Source organism: Solilutibacter tolerans (assembly GCF_900155935.1).
Classification (GTDB): Bacteria; Pseudomonadota; Gammaproteobacteria; order Xanthomonadales; family Xanthomonadaceae; genus Solilutibacter; species Solilutibacter tolerans.
The window spans coordinates 1-2,106 of the sequence record NZ_FTLW01000016.1 but is presented as its reverse complement, the minus strand read 5'-3'; the positions used below and the strand labels follow the sequence as shown (position 1 = coordinate 2,106).

General features: G+C 54.1%; 2 protein-coding genes. Both read left to right on the top strand.

Going from position 1 to position 2,106, the window contains the following annotated elements; genetic code table 11:
- Positions 1 to 653 precede the first annotated feature (653 nt).
- Positions 654 to 1,040: an MAPEG family protein gene (locus tag BW989_RS12260; protein WP_076588721.1), complete on the top strand. Its 387-nt coding sequence runs from the start codon at positions 654 to 656 to the stop codon at positions 1,038 to 1,040.
- Between the two features lie 59 nt (positions 1,041 to 1,099).
- Entirely contained in the window at positions 1,100 to 1,630 is a 531-nt protein-coding gene (locus BW989_RS12520) for a hypothetical protein (RefSeq protein WP_129582939.1), read from the top strand.
- Positions 1,631 to 2,106 lie beyond the last annotated feature (476 nt).

Genomic DNA, 2,106 nt, shown 5'->3' with positions numbered 1-2,106 from the left:
CGTTCAAGCCGAGCCCGCTTCGCGGTCTCGGCGCTGGCGCTATGATTGAACCATCGCCGCGCCCGCTCAGCGGGCCGGCTTAACTCAGGCGTTAGAGGTCACAGCGAGTGAAAGGGAGCTTTGAGCGTATAAGTCCTGCTGCCTTCGCGAAGAAGATTGGCATTCCCCTGGGGTGGTTCGTCATTTCTCACCGCTGGATGCCTGAAAAGAAGCAACGCCGAGAACGTCATGGCAAGTGGTTCAAGCTGTCCACTTCCTCTGGTGTCGTTTACCGGGTTCTCCGCTTTTCAGCCAATCTGCGTGGGGCACCTGGCAGCACGGGCGACATAGTGCTCGATTGGCCGGCCTGGCTGGACCTCTTCGGGCGAGAGGAGAACGTAGATGGACCGATTGAGATCACAATCACACCTGCCAAGTGGTGGGAGTACCCACGCCTGGCCATCTCGCACCCCGATCCTGCAGTGCGTTTGGCTGGCTGGATATCCCTCGTCTCACTCGTCCTTGGCGCTCTGTCTGTAGTGCTTGGTGGGTGGTCGCTTTACGTTACGTACTTTCCCGCAAGGTGACCTCTAACAATTCATTCAAGCCGACGCCGCTTCGCGGCGCGGCTTAATTCCGGCGTTAGGCCGCTATCCAGACCATAAAGGAGATCTATGAACTACGTGCACATAGTTGCAGTACTTGCCGTTCTTCAGTTCTTCCTCTTTGGCATCTTGGTTGGCTTCGCTAGAGAGAAACACGGAGTGATGGCCCCGGCCACATCTGGGCACGAGCTATTCAATCGGGCATTCCGCGTGCACCAGAATACTCTTGAGCAGCTTGTCGGCTTTCTTCCTGCCTTACTCATTGCTAGCTTGTACTGGCCCAACGCAGTCATTGCTGGCATTGGAGTCATCTATCTTATCGGGCGCTTCATTTATTGGCGTTTGTACCTTGCCAATCCAGCAAAGCGTAGCCCCGGATTCTTGCTGACGGTGATACCCACCTTTACTCTTTTGGCTGCGGCTGCTGTTGGCGCAATTGTGCGGCACGCGGCCTAACAATTCATTCAAGCCGACGCCGCTTCGCGGCGCGGCTTAATTCAGGCGTTAGGCATGTCATGAAGAAGTTCGCGACTGTGCTCATAGCACTCGTACTATCAGGTCATGCGTACGGCTGCACAGACCCAACCGAACCGAGCTTTCTGGCGTCGCTTGAAAATGCCGATAGCGTCTTCGTGTTCAGAGTCACAACACTTCGCATGATCGATCGAAGGACCGATGGTCATTACAACGTCATCTCTGGTCCTATTCAGCTGGTCAAGACAATCAAAGGAGCCCCGTCATTTAAAAGGGTTGCGTACCAAGATATAAGCTGCGGCGGAATTCAGCTAATCGTCGGCCACTATTACCTTGCTTCAGCCAAACAGAATGGTTCTATTCTCGCCTTCGTGCGTGGCGACAATTCAGTTCTAGACGTCACTGAAGAATTCGAGCCTTTAGCTCGCCCGGAGATTATTAGGAGAGGCTTGACGACCTCAATTACGAATTATCTCGCAGGCAAGCCATTGGACAAATACACTCTTCGATCATTGCCATTTCGTAATCTCTATGGCGCTCCACCACCTCAGCCGCCAATGCCAAGGGATTAAGAGGACATGCCTAACAATTCGTTCAAGCCGAGCCTGCTTCGCGGCCTCGTTTTTGCGGTAAGTTGTACCGCAACGCTCGGCCGCTACGCAGGCCGGCTTAACTCAGGCGTTAGACCTGTGTAGAAAGCACACAGTTTGCACATCAAAGGCAAACCGCAGAGCGACAAGAGCAGTCGCACTGCTCAACAGCGGTGCCCGCTACGCGCGCACAGAAGCGAGACTTTAAAAGTTCAAACGCGGAAGCCTAGTTGTCGCGTTCGATGGTGTTCGCGCACGCCCTACTCGTCCGCTTCGCCGGACGCTAAACCTGTTCAACGAAAGTGTTTGGAAAAGCTGGGCTCAGCTTACTTAAAAGCCAAGCATTGCAAACCAAAAATGGTCGTTCACAGGTCTAACAATTCGTTCAAGCCGAACTTGCTTCGCGGCCCGGCTCATGTGGTAGCGTTTACCACATCGCCGATGCCGCTACGCAAGTC